This window comes from Agrobacterium sp. Azo12 (genome assembly GCF_029193765.2).
Taxonomy (GTDB): Bacteria; Pseudomonadota; Alphaproteobacteria; order Rhizobiales; family Rhizobiaceae; genus Agrobacterium.
Genome location: NZ_JARFYO020000001.1, coordinates 2073641 through 2089913, shown reverse-complemented (window position 1 = coordinate 2089913; position 16273 = coordinate 2073641). Strand labels below are relative to the sequence as shown.

The following is a 16273-nucleotide window of genomic DNA, read 5'->3' as shown; positions in this document are numbered from 1 at the left end:
GATAAAACATGAGAATGCGTGAGCGACCCTCACGCATTTTTTTTGCGTTTTTGGCTCATCATTGGCGTTCAGGTGTGGCAGACTTGCAGTGAGAGACTTGTGGCGGGAGACTGGCTGCGGCAAGCCACTTTCATGTCTGGCGACAGTCGCAAAGGATTGTGCAGTGAGCGAAAAACCACCCGTGCTGCTTTCCGGCGGCAATCCGCAAATCGAAAAAGGTGACGGTGATGCACCGGTGCAGGCCTACATAAGTGCCATGCCCGGCTGGAAACAGGGCGTCGGGCAAAAGCTCGATGCGATCATTACGTCAGTGGTGCCCAATGTTGCCAAAAAGGTGCGCTGGAACTCCCCCTTTTATGGCATCGGCGACGGCACGTCCTTCCTGTCGTTTCATTGCATGACCCGCTATATCAAGGTGGCGTTTTTTAAGGGTACAGAGCTGACGCCTGTGCCCGACCATACCTCCAAACAGGCCAACGTGCGTTATCTCCACATTGATGAGCCGGGCGTGTTTGACGAGGCGCAGTTTACGGACTGGGTGAAACAGGCAAGTGTCTTGCCGGGCGAGAAGATTTGAGGGTGAATGTCAGGGTCGGGACCCCTCACCTGAAAAATCTATGACTTAGCAAGCTAAGACCATGATTTTTCTTCCTCTCCAGGGGGAAAGCTAAGGGCGCCGGTGGCACGGCACCCGGCTTATCTCTCCCCTTGTGGGAGAGAAAGCGATTTCAACATCTTGGGACGAAGGTGCCAAGTGTTAGAAATCGCAAGTGAGGGGTCTATTTCACAAGCCCTGAAGCATGTGACAGAATGGAAAGACAAACAAAGTCGAGATTGCGTTCTATCTCTTCATTCCAGAACCGCAGGGTCGTAAAACCTTGCTCACGAAAAAACGCATCACGCTGACGGTCTGCATCGCTTAACGCATGCTGAGAACCGTCTACCTCGACAATCAATCTGGCATCGAAGCAGACGAAATCGAGAATACAGTTGTGCATCGGCACCTGCCGGCGGAACTTCAAGCCCTCCAGTTTGCCGCCACGAATGACCTGCCACAACATGTTTTCCGCTAGCGTCGAATCCTTGCGCATCGTCCTGGCGCGCAGGCGGTTTACGGGCGGTGGCTGGTGATGATGTGCCATGCGTCGGCCTCAGTTGTATCGGCGCAGGATGAAATCTTTCGTTGCGGAAATCAACATAGGCTAAGCTTGGAAATTTATGACTTGGCAGGCTTGGAAAGCACCAACCCCTCACCAAGAAAATCTACGACTTAGCTGAAGCTAAGACCGTGATTTTCTGTCCTCTCCCACAAGGGTAGAGGTAAGGGGTGCAAGCGGCACGACCTCACCTCATCAGGAACGCTCAAGATGTGCCTCAAGGGCGCGGCACCCGGCTTATCTCTCCCCTTGTGGGAGAGAAAGCGATTTCAACATCTTAAGGCGCAGCCATAAGTGTTAGAAATCGCAAGTGAGGGGTGGAATTCTACGCAAACATGCCCTTGACTTACCCCCACAACCACCGCCAACTGGCGTGAAGTATAATGACTTCAATAGAAATAAAGGTGGGCCAGTTGGTACAGGGTAACAACAAGGTAGGCACGGCGCGGGGCATTTATCTGGGCCTGCGCCAGCAGATTGCCAGCGGCGTTTATGCCCCGGGTGCCAGCCTGCCATCCAGCCGGGCGCTGGCGGAAGAGCTGGGTGTTTCACGCACCACCGTGACCACCGCATTCGAGCAGCTGATATCCGAGGGCTATGTGCTGGTGCGCCAGGGCGCAAGGCCCGTGGTCAACGACAACATGGCCGGCGACGATGGCGAGGTGCCCCACAAGACCAGCGCCACGACACCAGGACTTTCCGCCTATGCCGAGCGCACCATGGCACTGCCGCAAAGCCACCTGCCCGCCCGGCCCGGCCTGCGTTATGACTTTCGTTATGGCGATGTGTCACCAGATGATTTTCCCAAACTGGCATGGCGCAAGGCGCTGACATCTGCCGTTTTGACCCGCCGCGAACGGCTGGGTTACGGCGACCCCGCCGGCAGCGACGCCTTGCGGCAGGCCTTGCAGGGGTATCTGTGGCGGGCGCGCGGCATAAGCTGCGATTACAGGCAGATTGTGGTCGTCAATGGCTCGCAACAGGCGCTGGATCTGTGCGCGCGGGCGCTGGTGAACCCCGGCGACCGCATTGTGGTGGAAGACCCCTGTTACGCCATGGCGCGCAATGTGTTTACAACCATCGGCGCGGAGCCATTGCCGGTGGCCTGTGATGCCGATGGCATCGACACCACACAACTGCCGCAACCCGGCCAACACCAGCTGGCCTTTGTGACACCCAGCCACCAGTTTCCGCTGGGCGGCGTGTTGTCTGCCGGGCGGCGGCGCGAACTTGTCGACTGGGCGGAAAGCGGCAACGCCTATGTTCTCGAAGATGATTATGACGGCGAGTACCGTTATGACGTGCGGCCGATTGCGCCGCTGTATCTTTCTGGCCGTGGCCGGGTGATCTATATTGGCACCGTGTCCAAAACCCTGTCGCCCACCCTGCGGCTTGGTTACATGGTGCTGCCGCCGGACCTCGTGGAACCGTTTACCCGCATAAAACAGCTGGTCGATCGACAAGCGCCGACCTTTGAGCAGGACGCGCTGGCGGCGCTGATTGAAAGCGGTGCCTATGAACGGCATGTGCGCAAGATGCGGCGGCTGAATGGCGAGAGGCGCCAAGCGTTTCTCGATATCATGCACGAGGTGTTTGGCGAGCGGGTGGAGATTGTCGGCACCTCGGCCGGCCTGCATGTGGTGGTGTGGTTCAATGGCTTGAAAACCAGTGATGAGGCAAGGCTGGCAGAGGCCGCTTTGCTGGCCGGCATTGGCATTTATCCGGTGTCGCGGCTTTACAGCGCCGCCTCTGAGCGGCGGGCCGGATTTGTGTTCGGTTATGCCACCATGCCGGTGCAGAACATTCCGGACGGTGTGCGGCTGCTGGGCCGCGTGCTGGCCGCTTAGGCTTTTATAAACCGGCAGCCAACTGGACTGGTATTTTTATCGAAAACTGGCGCTTCTGGTCTGCCAGCCATCTGTTTATTGCTGCTTCAAACAAAGCCTGCACCCTGATTTCGGAACGCATCCATGCCCGTTGATATCAACCAGCTTCTGATTGTTTTTACCGCCTATATCATTGCCGCCGGCAGCCCCGGCCCCAGCAATATGCGCATTATGGGCGTGGCGATGAATGATGGCCGCAAGGCGGGTCTGGCCATTGCATCCGGCGTGGTCAGCGGCTCGATATTCTGGGGGCTGATGGCAGCATCAGGCGTGTCGGCGATTTTAAAGACCTATCCCGGCGCCATTGTTGGCCTGCAGATTTTTGGCGGGCTTTACCTGCTGTTTCTGGCCTTCAAGGCGGCGCGCGCTGCGGCTGCGCCAGACCGACCGGTGTCTCTGGACAGTGACCGGGTGGTGCCCTCCATGGGCGCGCTTTACCGGCGCGGCCTGCTGATGCACCTGATGAACCCGAAATCCATTCTGGCGTGGATTGCACTGATGACGCTTGGTCTGGGGTCGCAGGCCTCCACCACGGGTGTGGTGATTATTCTGGCCGGTTGCGCGGTGCTCAGCGTGACGATTTTCTGCGGTTACGCCATCGTGTTTTCCACCGGGCCGATGGTGCGGCTCTACCGCCGCGCCCGCCGCTGGATTGAAGGGGTGCTGGCGCTATCCTTCGGCCTTGCCGGTTTGAAACTTCTCCTGTCACGCATTTGAAAGCCAACTCCCATGTCGCTTTTTGAAGGCCTTTCGGCATTTCCCATCACGCCCACAGATGCAGCTGGCCGTGTGGACACAGACGCGCTGGCGCGCATTCTGACCCGCATTCGTGACGCCAAGGTGCACTCCATTGGCCTGCTTGGCAGCACCGGCGGCTATGCCTTTTTAAGCCGCGAGGAACGCCGCCGGGCGGTGGACTGTGCCATGGACACCGTGGGTGGCGACATTCCTGTCATCGTTGGGGTTGGCGCGCTGCGCACTGATGAGGCGCAGGCCTTGGCGCGCGATGCCAAGGCGGCCGGTGCAAACGGCTTATTGCTGGCACCGGTGTCCTACACGCCGCTGCGCGATGAGGAAGTCTACGCGCATTTTGTGGCAGTGGCTGAGGCCGGGCAGTTGCCCATGGCGATCTACAACAATCCCGGCGCAACGCGTTTCACCTTTCCACGGGCGCTGATTGCCCGCCTGGCGCAGCTGCCGAACGTCGTTGCGGTAAAAATGCCCCTGCCCGATGGCGATGATTTTGCCAGTGAACTGGCGGCCATCAGGGCCGCCACGCCCGCATCCTTCAAGGTGGGATATAGCGGTGACTGGGGCTGCGCCGCCGCGCTTTTGGCAGGCAGCGACAGCTGGTATTCGGTTATTGCCGGGTTATTGCCGGTGGAAACACTAGCCCTGGCGCAGGCATCACTGGATGGTGATAGCGTGAAGGCCGGTCAGCTCAATGCCGCCTTTGCACCGCTCTGGGCGCTGTTCAAGGAGTTTGGCAGTTTTCGGGTGATGTTCGTGATTGCCGAGCTTTTGGGCCTTGGCAGATTTGCCCCGCCACTGCCGATCCTGCCGCTGGATGACGATGCGCGCGCTCGCATCAAGGCGGCGTTAGATGGTTTGCAGGTACAGTAAGTCCTGACCCACGAGGCTAGAGGCCGGGGTGGAACGAGTAACCCAACCTACCTCATCTCTGTCCTCGGGTCAGGCCCGAGGACGAGGCATGAGGGCTGGGTGGAGCAACGTCAGTCCCAATATTGAGGATGCGACGCAGCCATGATGGCATCTGGAAAACCAATCTCACTCAACCGCAGATAGATTTTCAACCCAACACCAAGACCTGCGATCAGGCTACAATTTGCGAAAATTGTAGCTACCGACAAATTGCAGCGAAAAAGCGTATCAGCCGTTCTGGACAAGCTCCAGATGAGCGTTGTTGCCCATCAAAATTATACAAATAAGGAAAAGCGCAATAAATACAGAGGCGGCAAAACCCGCATAGACCTTAGGTGACATTGTAACATACCCCTACAACCAAGGATAGGTTTCAGAATTAACGCAAAGCGTGCAATTGGTCTAGTCCCCAAGCAAACTTTAATTTACGGGAGGTTGTAGTGCGGTGTATTTCTCACAAGACTTGTCGTGCGTGATTGACCGCTACCACGCGGATTGTTGCAGGCCGTTCCAATCGGCCACCCAGGCGACATAGTTGACGGCCAGCATGACAAAAGAGTCTCGTCAGCCAAAGACTTGAGCTGGCATAGTTTCCTGTGACAGGTACAGGAAAGAGGGCTAGTTGGGGTGGCGAGGATCTAACCACGCTAACCAGACATATTGCGGTTGCGGATAGGTGGTTAGATCCCAGGGACAGGCCCTGGGATGACGTCGAGTGGACGGAGCGGTCTGATCAAACCAAAACCCCTCACCTGAAAAATCTATCACTTAGCAAGCTAAGATGATGATTTTTCTTCCTCTCCCACAAGGGTAGAGGTAGGGGCGCCGATGGCGCCGCCCCAACCCATGACGTTATCGTATTTGGCTCGGTGGGTGCTCCGAACTCCCTCACCCCTGTGCTCGGGCTTGGCCCGAGGGATGTCACAGGGGTCCAGGCCCAGCCCAAGTCCTTGGGATGAAAAGACTCTTCTCGCCGCGCAGACGCGGGTCGACTGGATGCCTGTGACATCCCTCGGGTCAAGCCCGAGGACGAGGCATGAAGGGTTGGCTGAAGTGGCCCTCAACGGCAAACAATGCTCCAACCATTTTCTCTGCGTCATCCTCGCCGCGGTAGTGAGGATCTAACCACGCCAGCCAGACAGGTTGCTGACGTGGGGACGTGGTTAGATCCCAGGGACAAGCCCTGGGATGACGTGGAGTGGGTGGAGCGGTCTGACGACCAGCCCTCACCCACGCTGGCGCAGTGCATCCACGACAACGGCCAGCGCCGGCGACATCTGCCGACGGCTGGGATAATAGAGATGGTAACCGGTAAATGGCGGGCTCCAGTCTGTGAGCACGCTGACCAGACGCCCGGCGGCAATATGGTCCGCAACCAGATTTTCCGGGACATAGGCGATGCCGTAACCTTGCAGCGTGGCGTCAATCATCGCCACTGATGAATTGAAGGTCAGCTGCCCTTCCACCCGCACCCGCAGTTCACGGCCATCCTGTTCAAACTCCCAGGCGTAAAGACCACCCCATGTCGCCTGCCGGTGATTGATGCAGCTGTGGCCCACAAGGTCTTTGGGTGTTTCCGGTGCGGCATGGCGGGCAAAATAGGCCGGGGATGCCACGGCAATCAGCCGCCAGTCGGGGCTGATGCGAACGGCAATCATGTCCTTGTCGACACTTTCGCCCAGTCTTACGCCAGCGTCAAAACGTTCCTCGACAATGTTGCGCATGCCATTGTCGCTATAAAGCTCGACCTTGACGTCCGGATATCGCGACAGGACCTTGCCAAGCTTTGGCCAGACGGTGGTTTGCAGCGCATGATCCGACAGTGTGAGACGCACGGTGCCAGACGGCTTTTCCCGAAACGCCACCAGGTTCGCCAGATCGGCTTCGATACCCTCAAACCGTGGCCCGATTGATAACAACAGACGCTCGCCCGCCTCTGTTGTGGCCACACTGCGGGTCGTTCTGGTCAGCAGGCGCACCCCAAGCCGCGTCTCAAGCTGCTTGATGGTGTGGCTGAGCGTGGATTGCGACGTGCCGAGCGTGGCGGCGGCCTTGGTGAAGCTCTGCTCTCTGGCAACTTCAACAAACCACAGCAGATCCTTCATGTCTTCGCGCAACATTGCTGGCCTCAATTCATATTGAATTTCGATAAGTCCATGCGGATTAGCATGGATTGTTCGAAAAGTCCTGCACCAATATCTTTGTCTCACTGCAAGAGAGCGGATTTGGCTGAGGACAACATCTGATGACACTGACCTATCATCAAGACATTGAAGGCAGACGCGCCGCGTGGAGTGCCGTGCTTTCCATGACGCTGTGCGTGTTCGTGCTGATTGCATCAGAGTTCATGCCGGTCAGTCTGCTGACGCCCATTGCTGTTGACCTTGGCGTATCGGAAGGTACGACCGGTCAGGCCATATCGGTGTCTGGCATCTTTGCCGTTCTGACCAGCCTGTTCATTGCCTCTCTCACCCGCAGGCTTGACCGGCGTGTTGTGGTGCTGGGCCTGACGGGGCTGCTGATTTTATCAGGCATTATCGTGACCATTGCGCCATCCTTTACCCTGTTGATGGTCGGGCGCGCACTGCTTGGTGTGTCGATCGGTGGTTTCTGGGCCATGTCGACAGCCATTGTCATGCGCTTGGTCTCTGCCCGCGAGGTGCCAAAGGCGCTGGCGCTGCTGAATGCGGGCAACGCCATTGCCGCCACCATTTCCGCGCCTCTTGGCAGCCTTCTCGGTGCCTATATCGGCTGGCGCGGCGCGTTCTTTCTGGTGGTGCCGATTGGGCTGCTTGCCCTGTTGTGGCAGTGGGTGCGGTTGCCTGCCCTTGCACCCCGCACTGACCGCCAGTCGCACAATGTTTTCAGGCTGTTGTTGCGCGTGCCTGTTGCCACCGGCATGGCGGCCATACTGCTGCTGTTTATGGGTCAGTTTACGCTGTTTACCTATCTGCGGCCGTTTCTGGAGCAGGTCACGCAGGTCAGAATTGAAACGCTGTCGCTGTTCCTGCTGGTCATGGGTCTTTCGGGTGCGGCCGGAACCTGGATGATTGGCCGGCTTTTGCAACGCCGCCTGTTCAGCATTCTCGCCACCATTCCGCTGCTGATGGCCTGCATTGCCGGGGTGATGATTGCCGTTGGAGAACGGCCGGTTGCGGTCTTTGCCTGCCTTGTTGGCTGGGGTTTTCTGAGCACCGCAGCGCCTGTCGGCTGGGGTACGTGGCTAAGCCGCACACTGGCTGATGATGCCGAGGCAGGCGGCGGCCTGCAGGTGGCGGTCATTCAGCTGGCGATCACGGCGGGGGCATCGCTTGGCGGATTGGTGTTCGATGCCCTTGGATGGCGCTCGACATTTTCGATGAGTGCCCTGCTGCTGTGCGGCTCTTCGCTGTTGGCATTGGCCGCGTGTCGGGTGACACGGAGGCCAGCATGACCGCACGCATTTCTCAAACCCAAAGACGGGCGCTGCTGGCCACTATTCTTGCCGCCTCCACTTTCCCCTGTCGCGCATTCAGCCAGCGCGGCCCCGGCACGGAGACCAACAGGCAGGAGCGGATGAGCATGAGGATAAAGCTGAGTTTTGCAAACCGCACCATGACGGCAACGCTGTACGACAATGCCTCGGCGCGCGACTTTGCATCCATGCTGCCGCTGGACCTGACGATCAGCGACTTTGGCGGCAATGAAAAGATTGCCTATTTGCCGCGCAAGCTGACGACAGAAGGTCATGGCCCCTTCGACAACGAACAGCCGTTTGACCTTTGTTATTACATGCCGTGGGGCAATCTGGCGATGTTCCACGGTGCCTACAAACATCCGGGCCTGATCCGGCTTGGCCGTTTTGACGATGGTTTTGAGGCACTTCTTGTGCCCGGCGAATTTGCGCTGCGCATTGAGCGCATCGGCTAAATCCAACCCTTTTTGCCCCCTTCCACGACACAGGAGACTTGCCATGAGCAACGATAAGCAGACCACCACCGGCGCAAACACCAGCCGCCGAAACCTGATGAAGGTCACCGCGCTGACTGCGGCAACCATGAGCCTGTTGCCGATGGCGGCGGGCGTGACACCAGCGCTGGCGCAGGACAATGCATGGGACAAGGTGTTCCCCAAAAGCGAAAATGTGGACCATCAGAAGGTGTCGTTCAAAAACCGCTACGGCATAACACTGGCCGGTGACTTGTACCTGCCAAAGAACCGCACAAGCGCACCTTTGGCTGCTCTGGTCATCAGCGGGCCGTTTGGCGCGGTCAAGGAACAGTCGTCAGGCCTTTATGCCCAGACCATGGCAGAACGCGGTTTTGCAGCGCTGGCCTTTGACCCGTCCTACACTGGTGAAAGCGGCGGGGAGCCGCGCAACATCGCCTCGCCCGATATCAACACTGAAGATTTCAGTGCGGCGGTGGATTACATCGGCCTGCAATCTTTCGTAGACCGCGAGCGCATTGGCGTCATCGGCATTTGCGGCTGGGGCGGCATGGCTCTGAATGCAGTTGCTGCGGACAAGCGCGTCAAGGCCGTGGTGGCCAGCACCATGTATGACATGACCCGCGTCATGTCCAAGGGCTACAATGACAGCGTGACACTGGAACAGCGCACCCAGACACTGGAGCAACTGGGCCAGCAGCGCTGGCTGGATGCACAAAACGGTACCCCTGCCTACCAGCCGGCCTATAACGCCGAAATCACGGCAGATTCGCCGCAGTTCATGATCGATTACCATGATTATTACAGCACGCCGCGTGGGTATCACGCCCGTGCGGTCAACTCTGGCAACGCATGGTCGCGCACCACGCCGCTGTCGTTCATGAACATGCCGATCCTGACCTATATTGCCGAGATTTCTCCGCGCCCGGTGATGCTGGTGCATGGCGAAAACGCCCATTCGCGTTACTTCAGCGAAACGGCGTTTGCCGCCGCCGCCGAGCCGAAGGAACTGGTGATCGTGCCGGATGCCAACCACACGGATCTCTATGACCGGATGGACAAGATTCCGTTTGACCGGATTGCCGATTTCTTCGGCCAACATTTGGCGTGACTATGCGGTGACATAGTTGGGTTAGCGGCACAGCGAGTGACGCCCCAACCACCCTCATTCCCGCGCTTGTTGCGGGAATCTAGTCATCCCCAGTCTTGGGGATGAAAAGACTCTTCACGCCGCGCAGACGCGCGTGGGCTGGATGCCTGTGACAAGCACAAGGCATGAGGAGAGTTTGTTGGATCGCCTGTGTCAATCAATTGACTGCGTGCAAATACACGAACCCCTCACCTGAAAAATCTATCACTTAGCAAGCTAAGCTGATGATTTTTCTTCCTCTCCCACAAGGGTAGAGGTTGGGGTGCAAGCCTTACCGTTCCACCCCACGCTTCCGTTTGCCGTGCAGGGCTGCTAACCATGGTCCATCAATCAGCAAGGAACCTACACGGCCATGTCCACCCGCCCTATCGTCCTCGTTACCGGCGCAAGCAAGGGAATTGGTGCCGCAACGGCCGTTGCCTTTGCCAAGGCCGGTTATGACGTCTGTATCAATTACAACAGCGATGCCGAAGGCGCGACCGAGACGGTGGAACGCTGCAAATCTGAGGGCGCAAGGGCCATTGCCGCGCAGGCCGATGTCGCTGACCGTGATGCGGTGGCGCAGATGTTCCACAGTTGCGACAAGTTGCTTGGGCCCCTCTCCTGTCTCGTCAACAATGCCGGTGTCATTGGTGGTGCAAGCACCATAACAAAGCTGAAGCCGGAAAGCCTTGTTGCCACTTTCGGCACCAATGTGTTCGGCATGGTCTATTGCATTCAGGAAGCGGTCAAACGCATGGCCACCGATCAGGGCGGTGATGGCGGCGCCATCATCAACATGTCATCGGTTGCCGCAAGTCTGGGCAGCCCCGGTGAATATGTGCATTACGCCGCCTCCAAGGGTGCGGTGGAAACCCTGACGATCGGTGCGGGCAAAGAACTTGGTCCGGCCGGTATCCGCGTCAATGCGGTGCGGGTTGGCACCACGGCAACCGACATGCACCAGCGTGAAGGCAACCCCGACCGGCCGGATATGGTGGCGCGGATGACGCCGCTTGGCCGCATTGCCCAGCCCGATGACATTGCCAATGCAGCACTGTGGCTGGCCTCACCGGAGGCGAAATTCGTGTCCGGCACCATATTGACGGTCGCTGGCGGGCTGGCGCCGTAAGTCTCTCCCCATCCATTGCTGCAGATGCGTCATGTAAGCTGGACTAGCTGTGCCATGTCGGATAGACCGGGCACATTCGAAACCCAGCATACAACCAAAACAGGATTTGATGATGGCTTTGCAGTTTTCCGGCGTATTGCTTGATCTGGACGGGCTTTTGCTCGACACGGAAAGACTGCAATTCGAAGTCGGTCCCGCCGTGCTCAAAGGCATGGGTTTTGACGTGGCGCCAAGCTTTTTTCAGGCACTTGTCGGCGTGGACCGCGCCACCGGCGCCCGCATGATCAGCAAGGAACTGGGCGGTGACATTGATGGCGCAGCCCTTGACCGGGCGTGGAATGAAGCCATGGATGAACGTATGCGTGACGCCATTCCGCTGCGCCCCGGCGTGCATGACTTTCTCGATATGCTGGATGAGCAGCAACTGCCACGCGCCATCGCCACCAACAGCGAGACGGACCGCGCCAAATGGAAATTGCAACATGCCGGCCTGTTGCACCGCATGAACGCGGTTATTGGCGTGGACATGGTAAAACGTGGCAAGCCTGCGCCAGACATCTATATCATGGCCGCTGAGACCTTGGGGCTGCGGCCTGAGCAATGCGTGGCGCTTGACGACAGCGACCTTGGCGTGCGCGCCGCAATCGACGCCGGTGTGGGAAAGGTTATCCAGATACCTGACATGGTGATGAGCCGTGACCTTTACGCCCACCATCAGGCCGGATCGCTGCGGGAAGCCGGTAGCCTTATGGGGTTTTAAGCGCCCGCATTTATGCTGCAGACCGATAAGTCCAATCGAAATTGGGCCTCTAATGTCAGGGGAATTCGCACCTAACTTTGAAGGGTTGTCATCACCTTTGAAGGAATTCCTGTATGAACAAGAAACTTGCCGCCACGGCATTGTCCATGTCGCTTTCTGCAGCCGCCCCGACATTTGCTGAAGACACCAAACGCGCCAGCATGACGCAACCGCTGACGATTGCCGATATTCGGGCGGTTTCTCCCGCCCTTGGCAAATATGCCCAGACAATTGTGCTTGATGAAATCTGGAAACGGCCGGGCATGTCGCCACGCGACAGAAGCGTGGTGACCATTGCCGCACTGATTGCACGCGGCCAGACAATCGAGATGCCATTTTATTTCGAGCGGGCGCTTGATAATGGCGTGACGGCTGGCGAATTGTCGGAAATCATTACGCATCTGGCGTTTTATGCCGGTTTTCCGCAGGCCACGGCTGCCGTTGCGGTTGCCAAGAATGTGTTTGCAGCGCGCGGCATTACCGCCGACCAATTGCCACCGGAAAACCCGGAACTGCTGCCCATAAACCAGGCGGCGGAAGACAACCGCGCAAAAAGCGTTGCAGAAAGCGTTGGCCCGATCTCGCAAGGCGTTGTCGATTACACCGCCATGCTGTTTCAGGATGTGTGGCAGCGCCCCGGCCTTGCGCCGCGTGACCGCAGTCTGGTGACGGTGGCATCGCTGATTACCAACGGCCAGTCGGCGCAGGTCGGTTTTCATTTGAACAAGGCAATGGACAATGGCCTGACCGCCACCGAGGCCTCGGAACTCTTGACGACACTTGCCTTCTACGCGGGGTGGCCAAACGTATTTTCCGCAGTGCCCGTTGCCAAGGACGTGATTGAAAACCGGCCAAGCTGAGCTTTGCCGGGCGCAAGACCTGATTTGCGTCACGCAGCGTTTTTGTCGCCACCTGGCGACCCCCCCATTTCAAAGGAAAAACCATGAAAAAGACCATCGCGATTGCTGCGACACTGAGTGCGCTTGGCAGCCCGGTTGCGGCCGAAGGCATCATCATCTCGGAAAACAGCACCAGGAAATCCATGCTTGCCTCGAAAGAGCAATTTACCGGTACGGTGTTTGTGGAGCCGATGTTTGATGCCAATGACCAAAATGGCCACAGCACCGGGCTAGTGACCTTTACGCCGGGTGCGCGCACCGCCTGGCATTCGCACCCGCGAGGGCAGCTTCTTATAATTACCGAAGGTGCCGGCTGGGTGCAGGAAGACGGTGCGGAAAAACGCAACGTCAAGGCGGGCGACGTGGTGTGGTTTGCCCCCGGCATTCGACACTGGCATGGCGCAACCGACACAACTCTGATGCGCCATATTGCCCTGTCCTACATGGAAAACGGCGCCAATGTTGCTTGGTCCGATCAGGTGACAGACGAACAGTTTCGCAACTGAATTGAAACATTGTGACCCAGCCAAACAGCCCGGCCAACCATCGACAAAGGTTGGCCGACCTTGTTTTCAGGCGGCAATTTAAAGCGGTGGCAACCCCAAGTTTTCTGTCCTATTGATGCGTCAAACCTGAAAGAAGGATTGGATAAGACCATGCCCCATATTTCCGTAAAGATGTTTCCCGGAAAGACTGAAGAGCAGAAGCAGGAATTTGCCGCCAAGGTGGTGGAAGCGGCCAAGGCGATTTTCGGCTCCACCGATGCATCGCTTTCGGTTGCCATTTCCGAGGTAGAGCCACCGGAATGGGAGACCACGGTTTACGGCCCCGACATAGCAGCCAACGAGGCCGCACTTTACAAACGCCCCGGCTACGGCGATTTGGCCAAGGCGTAAATACCAACGCCTGAGCCACAAGTTCGATTTCAAAAGGCCACCGCTGATACGGTGGCCTTTGTCATGTCAGGTAATGACGGTTGGATCAGGCGTGCGGGGTTTTTCGCACAAAACGCTGTTCCAGCACCCCGCGGCCCCATTGGCTGCCAGCATATTCTTCGACCAGCGCAAACCCTCTGATCTCATAGAGGTGGCGGGCGGCGTTGAGGCCGGCAAAGGTCCACAGATGGGTTTCGGTGAAACCACTGGCGTCAACGAAATCCATCGCGGCATCCAGCAGCTTTTTGCCAGCGCCGGTGCCGCGCAGCGTATCATCGGTGATGAACCAGCGCAGATGGGCAATGCCCTCCCCGAGATCTTCACCGTCGATGGCGACCGAACCCCGCACCTGGCCCTCACGCATCGCAGCCCATATTCGGTTTTGCGGGTTTTCCAGACGGCCGCAGAACTCTGCCAGCCCACCTGCGACCCGGCTTTCAAAGGCCTGGCCGAAATCGCTGGTGCGGGCATAATAAAGCGCGTGCATCTCCGTGATGCGAGCGATGATGCCGGGTCTATAGCCGGTGACAATCTCGACCGGGCTTGATTGTGGCTTCTGGTCTCGTGGCAACAGCGCATCGGCGTAAAGCCGCATGCCCTCCAGCACAGTCTCATGCTGCCCCTGATGCAGACGGCCAAGCGCCGACGAGACCTGCGCACGGGCAAAGGCGTGAATGGATGCGACGCGCTGTTGTCCTGCCGGGGTTAGCGACAAGCGTTTGGTGCGGGTGTCTTCTTCACCGGCCGCTTCGCGCACATCGCCCGCTTCCACCAGCTTGCGCAACATGCGGCTGACGCTTGATTTTTCCAGACGCAGGATGGCGGCCAGATCACGCGCCGTCATGCCGCCCTTTTCAATTTCAATCAACGCATGCACGGCCGAGGGTGGCAGATTGGTGCCGGCAAAATCACCGCCCATGAAACCGAGTTCTCGCACCAGATGGCGCGAGGTGGCGCGGATGTGATCAATCAGCTGACTTGCGGCTTCAACGGCCATGGCATGAACTTTCAATATAGTTGCACCATGCAACCATATGCGTATTTCGATGGCTTTGGTCAATGATGATCATGAAAAATCGGGAAGACCAAGATAGCCTCAGTCCGGCGTCAGGTGATCGGCGGTTTGCCGCACGGTTTGGCAAATGGCCGGGACCGTGCGGTGATGGTGGGTGGCGGCGGCCTACAGGGTAAGGCCACCATCAATAGTCAAACTTGCGCCGGTCATGTAGGACGAACCGGAACCGGCGAGATAAGACACTACACCGGCAATTTCTGCGGGATCTGCCACACGTTTCAGCGGGCTTCTGGCCGACAACATGTCGATGATACCGGCATTCATGTCAGTGTCGGTTGGGCCGGGCTGGACATTGTTGACGGTGATACGGCGCGGCGCAAGATCAAGCGCCAGACCCTTGACCATGGCTGCGACCGCGGCTTTGGTCAGCTGGTAGACACTGCTGCCGGGAAAACCAGTGCTGATGGCGACATTGGAGCCGATGGTGATGACCCGGCCGCCATCCTTCAAATGCGGCACGGTGGCCTGAATGGACAGGAAGACGCCGCGAATATTGATGTCGAGCATCATGTTGAGCTCATCCAGGCTGACGGCGTCCACTGGATTGAGACGCAAAATGCCGGCATTAACCACCACCGTGTCTATATTTCCTAAGAGGTCAACCGTTTTGGCAACCGCCGACTGTATGGCCGCCGGGTCCGCACTGTCTGCCTGAATGGCGAAGGCGCGACCGCCCAGCGCTTCAACATGGGCCACCAGTTCATTGGCGCTGTCTGGCCGTGAGACGTAGGTAAAGGCGGTATCAAAACCATCTGCTACCAGCCGTTCGACAGCAGCGCGGCCAATGCCGCGCGCACCACCAAATACCAGAGCCGTTTTACGTTCATTGATCGTCATTCAGTGTCTCCTTTATTGACTGATCTGTCCATAATTATGCACAATAAAACCTCTCGTCTTGGAGAGGTGTTTTTTCAGGGTTTCAGGCGGGCAACAGCAAAACGTGCCATGGCCTTGAGATCATTGAGAGATGAACCAGCGCGCGCTGCCAACTGCATGCCCGTCATCGTCATCTGGATGAAGGTAGCCGTTTGGTCGACATCGAGACTTTGATCCAGTTCTCCCAGTTTCTGCCCCTCCTCCACGCGTTCTCTGATGCGTTGGTGCAGCAATGAGCCGACCTTTTGCCGGCGGGCGTTCAGCGCCTCATCCGTCACGCCGAATTCGCCCACCGAGCCAACGCCCATGCAGCCCAGCGCCCGTTCGCCATCATCATCGGCGACCAAGCCGGCCAGTAAGGCTTCGATGCCTTCAATGGGTGACGCAGGCTGTGCCAACCGTCTGACATGGCCGGAATTGGTGCGGCGCTGATAGGTATCCAGCGCCTCCAGATAAAGTGTGCGTTTGTCACCAAACGCGCCATAAAGACTTTGGCGACCGATGCCCATGGCTTCGCGCAGATCATCGGTCGATGTCGCGGCAAATCCCTTTGCCCAGAACACCCTTAATGCCTTGTCCAGCGCCGCGTCGCGGTCGAATTCTCTTGGTCTTGCCATTAGATCAAACTAGGCATTATTGACACATCAGTCAATAATTATTTTTGGGACACTGAATTCTGTCACGGGCAATTATGGCGCGACACTGATCTGGACGTATGGGCTGGTGGGCTGAAACTTCAGGTTCTCACGTGATTTCAGGTTGCGCTGCCGTGCCTAAGTGGGGGCAGCACGGCAGC

General features: G+C 57.9%; 17 protein-coding genes. 12 read left to right on the top strand and 5 right to left on the bottom strand.

Translation table 11 applies throughout. The annotated features are described in order from the left end of the window. The first annotated feature begins 163 nt into the window (after positions 1-163). Positions 164-577, top strand: coding sequence for a DUF1801 domain-containing protein (locus PYL13_RS09830; protein ID WP_275641171.1), 414 nt, complete (start codon positions 164-166; stop codon positions 575-577). A 202-nt stretch (positions 578-779) separates the two neighbouring features. On the opposite strand, the gene PYL13_RS09825 is transcribed toward PYL13_RS09830, so the two are convergent. Continuing rightward, on the bottom strand, positions 780-1142 hold the full coding sequence (locus PYL13_RS09825) for an endonuclease domain-containing protein (RefSeq protein ID WP_250982459.1): 363 nt from the start codon (positions 1140-1142) through the stop codon (positions 780-782). A 419-nt stretch (positions 1143-1561) separates the two neighbouring features. Here PYL13_RS09825 and pdxR point away from each other — a divergent pair, with 419 nt between their 5' ends. The 3 genes from pdxR to PYL13_RS09810 all read left to right on the top strand — a co-directional run bounded on the left by pdxR (position 1562) and on the right by PYL13_RS09810 (position 4666). Then, positions 1562-3004, top strand: coding sequence for a MocR-like pyridoxine biosynthesis transcription factor PdxR (gene pdxR / locus PYL13_RS09820; protein ID WP_275641404.1), 1443 nt, complete (start codon positions 1562-1564; stop codon positions 3002-3004). Positions 3005-3127: 123 nt separating this feature from the next. Then, positions 3128-3760, top strand: a complete 633-nt coding sequence (locus tag PYL13_RS09815; RefSeq protein WP_192491392.1) for a LysE family translocator — start codon at positions 3128-3130, stop codon at positions 3758-3760. 12 nt (positions 3761-3772) lie between these two features. Next, complete coding sequence (locus PYL13_RS09810; protein WP_275641170.1) at positions 3773-4666, top strand: dihydrodipicolinate synthase family protein; 894 nt, start codon at positions 3773-3775, stop codon at positions 4664-4666. Between the two features lie 1265 nt (positions 4667-5931). Here the strand turns inward: PYL13_RS09810 and PYL13_RS09805 are convergent. Continuing rightward, a complete protein-coding gene (locus PYL13_RS09805) occupies positions 5932-6825 on the bottom strand; it encodes a LysR family transcriptional regulator (protein WP_275641169.1) in 894 nt (297 codons plus the stop codon). Between the two features lie 125 nt (positions 6826-6950). Between PYL13_RS09805 and PYL13_RS09800 the strand changes: the two genes are divergently transcribed. The 8 genes from PYL13_RS09800 to PYL13_RS09765 all read left to right on the top strand — a co-directional run bounded on the left by PYL13_RS09800 (position 6951) and on the right by PYL13_RS09765 (position 13487). Then, positions 6951-8138 (top strand): MFS transporter, encoded by a 1188-nt coding sequence (locus PYL13_RS09800; protein ID WP_275641168.1) that lies wholly within the window; start codon positions 6951-6953, stop codon positions 8136-8138. After that, positions 8135-8614 carry a cyclophilin-like fold protein gene (locus PYL13_RS09795; protein ID WP_275641167.1) on the top strand — a complete coding sequence of 160 codons (480 nt, stop codon included), beginning with the start codon at positions 8135-8137 and terminating at the stop codon, positions 8612-8614. The genes PYL13_RS09800 and PYL13_RS09795 overlap by 4 nt, the downstream gene beginning before the upstream one ends. A 43-nt stretch (positions 8615-8657) precedes the next feature. After that, the gene (locus PYL13_RS09790; protein WP_192491385.1) at positions 8658-9743 is read left to right on the top strand and encodes an alpha/beta hydrolase; all 1086 of its coding nucleotides are present in this window, start codon (positions 8658-8660) and stop codon (positions 9741-9743) included. 391 nt (positions 9744-10134) lie between these two features. Continuing rightward, the gene (locus tag PYL13_RS09785; RefSeq protein WP_275641166.1) at positions 10135-10893 is read left to right on the top strand and encodes an SDR family oxidoreductase; all 759 of its coding nucleotides are present in this window, start codon (positions 10135-10137) and stop codon (positions 10891-10893) included. A 112-nt stretch (positions 10894-11005) separates the two neighbouring features. Beyond that, positions 11006-11653, top strand: a complete 648-nt coding sequence (locus PYL13_RS09780; RefSeq protein ID WP_275641165.1) for an HAD family hydrolase — start codon at positions 11006-11008, stop codon at positions 11651-11653. A 113-nt stretch (positions 11654-11766) separates the two neighbouring features. After that, complete coding sequence (locus tag PYL13_RS09775; RefSeq protein WP_275641164.1) at positions 11767-12552, top strand: carboxymuconolactone decarboxylase family protein; 786 nt, start codon at positions 11767-11769, stop codon at positions 12550-12552. A gap of 83 nt (positions 12553-12635) precedes the next feature. Next, on the top strand, positions 12636-13097 hold the full coding sequence (locus PYL13_RS09770) for a (R)-mandelonitrile lyase (RefSeq protein ID WP_250982470.1): 462 nt from the start codon (positions 12636-12638) through the stop codon (positions 13095-13097). 150 nt (positions 13098-13247) lie between these two features. Further along, on the top strand, positions 13248-13487 hold the full coding sequence (locus PYL13_RS09765) for a tautomerase family protein (RefSeq protein ID WP_250982471.1): 240 nt from the start codon (positions 13248-13250) through the stop codon (positions 13485-13487). Positions 13488-13572: 85 nt separating this feature from the next. Here the strand turns inward: PYL13_RS09765 and PYL13_RS09760 are convergent, their stop codons facing one another. The 3 genes from PYL13_RS09760 to PYL13_RS09750 form a co-directional block, all read right to left on the bottom strand. Further along, positions 13573-14523, bottom strand: coding sequence for a bifunctional helix-turn-helix transcriptional regulator/GNAT family N-acetyltransferase (locus tag PYL13_RS09760; RefSeq protein ID WP_275641163.1), 951 nt, complete (start codon positions 14521-14523; stop codon positions 13573-13575). Positions 14524-14706: 183 nt separating this feature from the next. Further along, positions 14707-15438 carry an SDR family NAD(P)-dependent oxidoreductase gene (locus PYL13_RS09755; protein ID WP_192491379.1) on the bottom strand — a complete coding sequence of 244 codons (732 nt, stop codon included), beginning with the start codon at positions 15436-15438 and terminating at the stop codon, positions 14707-14709. A 74-nt stretch (positions 15439-15512) separates the two neighbouring features. After that, positions 15513-16094, bottom strand: a complete 582-nt coding sequence (locus PYL13_RS09750; protein ID WP_275641162.1) for a TetR/AcrR family transcriptional regulator — start codon at positions 16092-16094, stop codon at positions 15513-15515. Positions 16095-16273: the final 179 nt, after the last annotated feature.